The organism is Xanthomonas sp. SHU 166, from assembly GCF_000364685.1.
Lineage (GTDB): Bacteria > Pseudomonadota > Gammaproteobacteria > Xanthomonadales > Xanthomonadaceae > Xanthomonas_A > Xanthomonas_A sontii.
In genome coordinates this window covers 1-5,854 of sequence record NZ_AQOJ01000158.1, presented here as the reverse complement: position 1 = coordinate 5,854, position 5,854 = coordinate 1, and the positions used below count along the sequence as shown (strand labels likewise).

6 protein-coding genes are annotated in these 5,854 nt (G+C 70.2%); 1 reads left to right on the top strand and 5 read right to left on the bottom strand.

The window, feature by feature from the left end:
• A partial coding sequence (locus D180_RS05980; RefSeq protein WP_017912073.1) for a fused MFS/spermidine synthase occupies positions 1–798 on the top strand: 798 nt, incomplete at its 5' end.
• A gap of 141 nt (positions 799–939) precedes the next feature.
• On the opposite strand, the gene D180_RS05975 is transcribed toward D180_RS05980, so the two are convergent.
• The 5 genes from D180_RS05975 to kynU all read right to left on the bottom strand — a co-directional run.
• Positions 940–1,476 (bottom strand): DUF2939 domain-containing protein, encoded by a 537-nt coding sequence (locus tag D180_RS05975; RefSeq protein ID WP_017912072.1) that lies wholly within the window; start codon positions 1,474–1,476, stop codon positions 940–942.
• Between the two features lie 108 nt (positions 1,477–1,584).
• Positions 1,585–2,271 (bottom strand): DUF2461 domain-containing protein, encoded by a 687-nt coding sequence (locus D180_RS05970; RefSeq protein ID WP_017912071.1) that lies wholly within the window; start codon positions 2,269–2,271, stop codon positions 1,585–1,587.
• Positions 2,268–3,707 (bottom strand): exodeoxyribonuclease I, encoded by a 1,440-nt coding sequence (sbcB, locus tag D180_RS05965; RefSeq protein ID WP_017912070.1) that lies wholly within the window; start codon positions 3,705–3,707, stop codon positions 2,268–2,270. Before sbcB ends, D180_RS05970 begins: the two co-directional genes overlap by 4 nt.
• Before the next feature lie 83 nt (positions 3,708–3,790).
• Positions 3,791–5,155 carry an NAD(P)/FAD-dependent oxidoreductase gene (locus D180_RS05960; protein WP_017908453.1) on the bottom strand — a complete coding sequence of 455 codons (1,365 nt, stop codon included), beginning with the start codon at positions 5,153–5,155 and terminating at the stop codon, positions 3,791–3,793.
• Between the two features lie 46 nt (positions 5,156–5,201).
• A partial coding sequence (gene kynU / locus D180_RS05955) for a kynureninase (protein ID WP_017912069.1) occupies positions 5,202–5,854 on the bottom strand: 653 nt, incomplete at its 5' end.

The following is a 5,854-nucleotide window of genomic DNA, read 5'->3' as shown; positions in this document are numbered from 1 at the left end:
GGCGGCGGCCGCTGGGCCGCGCTGCGCCGCTTGCTGCGGCAGGGAGCGGGCGTGCCCGCCGACCTGCGTCCCGGGCGGCCTTACGTGCGCCACGGCTGGCGCTACACCAGCCTGCAGTTCAAGGGCGAGGTGACCCAGAGCCGCATGTACACCTGGTGGCCGGACGTGCTGCAGGTCGGCTACACCCGCAGCATGCTCGGCGCACTGTTGCTGCGCCCGGACCCGCGGCGGATCGGCATCGTCGGCCTCGGCGGCGGTTCGCAGGCCAAGTTCTGCTATCGGCACCTGCCGCAGGCGCGGATCGAGGCGATCGAGGCCGACGCCGACGTGCTGGCCCTGCGCGCGGCCTTCCGCATCCCGGACGACGATGCGCGCTTTGAGGCCGTGCACGGCGACGGCGCGCGGTTGCTGCGGCAACGGCGCGATCGCTACGACCTGCTGCTGCTCGACGCCTACGACGCCGACGGCATCCCGGCCGCGCTGCTCAGCCGCGGCTTCTACGAGGACTGCCACGCGGCGCTGGCACCGGGCGGGGTACTGGCGGTGAATCTGTACGACACCGACACCCGCCACCATCTGACGCATCTGCGTGCGCTGTTCGGCGGCCGCGTGCTGCGCCTGGACGAGCCGCAGATGGACAACCAGGTGGTGTTCGCCTGGACCGGTGCGCTGCCGGCGCTGGACGCGCACGCGGCCTTGGCCCGCCTGCCGTGGTCGGCGCGCTGGCAACTGCGCACGCCGTTCCGGCGCGTGCAGCAGGCGATGGCGGGCAGGACGGGGGCGGACGGGGTGCGTTAGCCGGGGCTGCGCTGTCGGGGGATGGCTGCGTCGGCCAGACGGTTCAGTCCACGCCATGCCGCCGCCGGTGCAAGCACGACGGGGGGAGACACTGCATGCGGTCCCGGGCGACACCACGCGCCAGGACGATGGCAAGTCGCCCTACAACGGCAACAGGATGTTGCTGAGCTTCCAGTGCAGGCCCTCGCGAGTGAACACGAAGGGCACGGCGGTGCCGTCGGCGGTATGCACGGTGGCGACGAAGCGCGTGGTCGATTCGAAGCGGTGCTCGGCCTGGCGCAGCGGTTGCGGCGGGCGCGGCGCGGCGTAGGTGTCGCCGCCGACGGTGTCGCCGCTGGCGCGTTTCCACAGCGCGTCGCCCTGCATCAGCGCGCCGATGCCGGTCGGGGTGACCAGCGCATCCACGCTCATGCCGCCCAGGCCGCCGGCCAGCGACAGCAGCGCACCGCCGAACAGGCTGGACTGCAGGTCGGGGCCGGCGCGGCGCACCAGCGCATCGTCCACCTGGGCCTTGAGGTTGACCCGCAGGGTGGGAAAGTCGACGTAGCGCTCCAGTGCCGCGGCATCGCGCTCGCGCAGCGCTTGGTCGATGCCGCGGATGGCCAGGTAGGGCCCGGCGACGACATAACCGCCGAGGGCGAGCAGGGCGAGGAACAGCAAGGCCAGCCATTTCTTCATTGCATGTCTCCTTGCGTGTGGGCGTTCTGCAGGAGCGGATTCGCCGCGACGCGTGACCGGGAATGCCTGTCGCCGCTGAAGCCGTTCCGACGGGGAAGCACTGCCGTTCTAGAACTCCAGGTCCAGCGCCGCGCACAGATAGTCCACGAACGGGCCCAGCGTCTGCAGGTCGGCGGCGACCTGCGTGCGCAGCCGCGGGCCGGTCATGGTCGCGTCGTCGAGCTGGCGCCAGAACACCCAGTTCTTGTGCTTGAGGTCGTCGATGTAGTCGAAATCGGCCGGGAAACCGCGCGGCGGGCGCACCAGCATCTCGCTTTCCTCGAAGTCGAAGCGGCGGCGCAGCGCCGGCGCATGCGCGGCGGCCTTCCAACTGCCGGGATTGTCGAAGATGAACTGGCGCACCTTGCGCTGCGTGTCCGGCTCGGGATGCCACAGCCCGGCGCCGACGAAGCTCTCGCCCGGCTGCAGGTGGATGTAGAACGAGGGCGCCGGCACCTGCTTGCGCCGCTCATGGAACAGGCGCGCACCCTGCCAGGTCTTGTACGGCGACTTGTCGTGGGAGAAGCGCGCGTCGCGGTGGATGCGGAACAGAGAGCCGCCGACGCCGCGCGGGTCGGCGCGGAAGTGCTCGCTGACCTGGGCCAGGTCCGGCTGCAGGTCGGTGATCAGGCGCAGGAACGGCTGGCGCACGTGTTCTTCGTACTTGTGCCGGTTGTCGTTGAACCAGGCTTTGTCGTTGTGCCGTGCCAGGGCACGCAGGAACTTGAAGCTGGCGTCGCTGAAATAGCTGGTCATAGGCTGCGTTGCAGGTCGTGGCCCCAGGCGGCCAACTGGTCGAGCAGGGCTTGCTTGGTAGCATCCTGCGGGTGAGCCAGGCGTAAACCGGCCAGTTCCGCGTAGAAGGCGTCGAAGCTCAGTTCGGACAGGCCGCTGTCCTGCTGCAGGCGCTGCCGCCGGTAGTCGTCCCAGCGCGCCTGTTCGGCGATGGACAGGCTCTGCGGCCAGTTGCGCGCGCGGTAGCGGAACAGCAGTTCGGGCAGGCGCGGATCGCGGAACTGGCCTTCCAGCGCGGCCAGTTGCGCCGGTGGGGTGGCGCGGACCTGGGCCATCGTGCGCTTGTCGCCATCGGCCAGGAAGCCGTCGTACAGCGAGGCGTCGACATCGGCCGGCACCGCGGCGCGCTCGCTGGCGAACACCCGCCGCACCTTCTCGGCCAGCGCCGGGCCGGCTTCGCGCAGGCGCGCGGCCTTAGCCAGGAGTTGCGCGGGGTCCAGCCGCAGCCGGGCGAAATCCGCTTCGCGCAGGTGCGCCCAGGCGACCAGCGCCGGTGCCTTGTTCAGATGCACTTCCTTGAGCGGGATACGCTGTTCGCCCTCCGGCAGGTCGGCCTGCGGGGTGTACAGGCGGTCGGCGATCTGTTCCGGCGTATAGCGCAGCAGCGGCTCGATGTCGCCTTCCAGGTCGAACACCAGCACCCGGCTGTCGATGCGCGGGTGCCGCGCCAACGGCAGCACCGGTGCTGCGCACAGGCGCGCGGCCGGATAGCGCATCGACACGTGCAGCACCGGCTGCATCGCCACCGCATCGAGCAGGCTGCCGCAGAAGCGCTTGTCGCGCAGCTTCAGCGCGTACTCCCACAACCGCGGCTGGCTGCGGCGGAAGTGCCGGGCCATGCCGATGGTGGCATAGACGTCGGACAGCGCCTCGTGCGCATCGCCGTCGCGCACGCCGTTGGCCAATGCCAGTTGCTCCAGCTTGAACGAGGTGGCGCCGTCCTCGCGCTGCGGCCAGACGATGCCCTCCGGGCGCAGCGCGTGCATCAGCCGCAGCATGTCCAGCAGATCCCAGCGCGAGTTGCCGTTGCGCCACTCGCGTTCGTAGGGATCGTAGAAGTTGCGGAACAGACCATGGCGCACGAACTCGTCGTCGAAGCGCAGCGAGTTGTAGCCCAAGGTGCAGGTCTGCGGCCGCGCCATCTGCTCGGCGATGCGTGCGAACGCCTCTGCTTCGCTGACGCCCTCGCGCAAGGCCTGCTGCGGGGCGATGCCGGTGATGAGGGTGGCGACCGGCGAGGGCAGCAGGTCGTCGGCCGGTTTGACGAAGAAACTGATCGGCTCCTCGATCACGTTGAGCTCGGCATCGGTGCGCACCGCGGCGAACTGCGCGATACGCGTGCGCCGCGGATCGGCGCCGAAGGTTTCCAGGTCGTAGAAGAGGAAGCTGTCGGGCATGACGAATCGAATGGTGCGAGGCAGGCGAGGCTAGGAGCGTGGGGATGCTTGTAGGAGCGGGTGTCCGGATAGGCTACGCCGGTTCAATGTGCCCCCTCCAGCGGTGCCAGCCGCGCGTGCACGATGCCCTCCAGCCAGTTCCAGTCGATCCGCGACAGATCGCTGTGGCCCTGCGTGGCCTGGACCAGGATGTCGCGCTGCACTTCGCTGCGTTCCAGCGCCTGCGCGTACGGCGTGCGCAGGAAGGTGACCATGGTGTAGTGCGGCACGAAGCGGGTCGGATGTCGTGCCTGCAGGGCTTGGCCGAGTTCGCGCTGCAGCAGGAAACCGGCATCGCCGACGCGGTCGCGCATTTCCACGTAGTTCTCCAGCGCCATCTGCTGGATCGCGCCGGCGTTGGGCTTGCGCTCGGCCTCGAAGGCGGCATAGGCGCGCGCCAGGTCCGGCTCGCGCTGCAGGTGCGCGGCCAGCGCCGCGCAATCCTCGAACGCGCAGTTCATGCCTTGCCCGTGGAACGGCACCATCGCGTGCGCGGCGTCGCCCAGCAGTACCGCGCGGCCGTCCAGATGCCAGCGCTCCAGGCGCAGCGTGCCGAGCAGGCCCGGCGGATGCTGCTCCCAATGCTCGGCCAGTTGCGGCATCAGCGGCAGCGCATCGGCGAAGTCGCGCGCGAACAGCGCCAGCGCCTCTTCGCCGCTGCGCACGGTGGCGAAGCTGGGCTCGCCCTTGTTGGGCAGGAACAGGGTGACGGTGAAGGTGCCTTCGTGGTTGGGCAGGGCGATGCACATGTAGTGACCGCGCGGCCAGATATGCAGAGCGTTGGCTTCGATGCGGAAGCCGCCGTCGGCGCCGGGCGGGATCTCCAGTTCCTTGTACGAATGGTCGAGGAACTCGATGTGCTCGGCCATCGGCGCCTTGCGCTGCATCGCCGCGCGCAGCGCCGAGCCGGCGCCGTCGGCGCCGATCATGCTGTCGAAGCGGATGTCGTGCGGCTGGTCGTCGCGGTCGTCGATGAAACGCGCATAGCCGGCATCGAAATCCACCGTGTGCAGGCGTCGGTAGAAGTGGATGCGCGCGCCGGCCTGCTCGGCCAGCTGCAGCAGGGTGATGTTGAGATCGTTGCGGTGCACCGACCAGATCACCTCGCTGTCGTCGCGGCCATAGCGCTGCAGCTGCTGGTGGCCGTCGGCGAAATGCACCATGCGCCCGCGCATCATCACCGCCTTGGCCATCACCGCGGCATCGGCGCCGGCCTGGCGCAGCACGTGCAGGCCGCGTTCGGCCAGGGCCAGGTTGATCGAGCGGCCGCGCTCGTAGTCGTGCACGCGCGGGTCGCCGCGGCGCTCGTAGACGGTGACCTGCCAGCCCTGGCGCGAGAGCAGGATGGCGAGCAGGGAGCCGGCCAGGCCGGCGCCGATCAGGGTGATGCTGCGGGGGGATGCGTTCAATGCGGTGTCCGGAAGGCGCGGCAGGCCGCCGCGCGAAGAAGGCGGCTCAGACGCCGGCCCAGGTTTCCACTTCCTCGACGAAGCGGTAGATGTCGCGGTAGCGGTTGTACAGCGGCACTGGGCTGATCCGGATCACGTCCGGCTCGCGCCAGTCGCCGAGCACGCCGACCGATTGCAGGTACTCGAACAGGGCGCGGCCACGCTCGCGGCCGCCGGCCACGCGCAGCGACAGCTGGCAGCCGCGTTGTGCCGGGTCGGACGGGGTGATGATCTGCAGGGTGTCGGCCAGGCGGGCGCGGATCAGCGTCTCCAGGTAGCCGGTCAGTTGCTGCGATTTCTGCCGCAGCGCGTCCAGCCCGGCGCGCTCGAACAGGTCCAGCGAGGCGCGCAGCGGGGCCATGCTCAGGATCGGCGGATTGCTCAGCTGCCAGCCGTCGGCACCGGGCGCGGCGACGAACTCGGGCGCCATGCGGAAACGGGTGCGCTTGTCGTGGCCCCACCAGCCGGCGAAGCGCGGGGTCTCGCCGTGGCCGTGGCGCTCGTGCACGAAGGCGCCGGCGACCGCGCCGGGGCCGGCGTTGAGATACTTGTAGTGGCACCACACCGCGAAGTCCGGCGCGGCATCGTGCAGGTGCAGCGGCACGTTGCCGATCGCGTGGGCCAGGTCGAAGCCGACCGCGGCGCCGGCCGCGCGCGCCA

Bases quoted from the DNA above. Each gene is read 5' to 3' on its own strand.
- D180_RS05970 (WP_017912071.1), bottom strand. From the start codon at position 2,271: ATGACCAGCTATTTCAGCGACGCCAGCTTCAAGTTCCTGCGTGCCCTG.
- D180_RS05975 (WP_017912072.1), bottom strand. From the start codon at position 1,476: ATGAAGAAATGGCTGGCCTTGCTGTTCCTCGCCCTGCTCGCCCTCGGC.
- sbcB (WP_017912070.1), bottom strand. From the start codon at position 3,707: ATGCCCGACAGCTTCCTCTTCTACGACCTGGAAACCTTCGGCGCCGAT.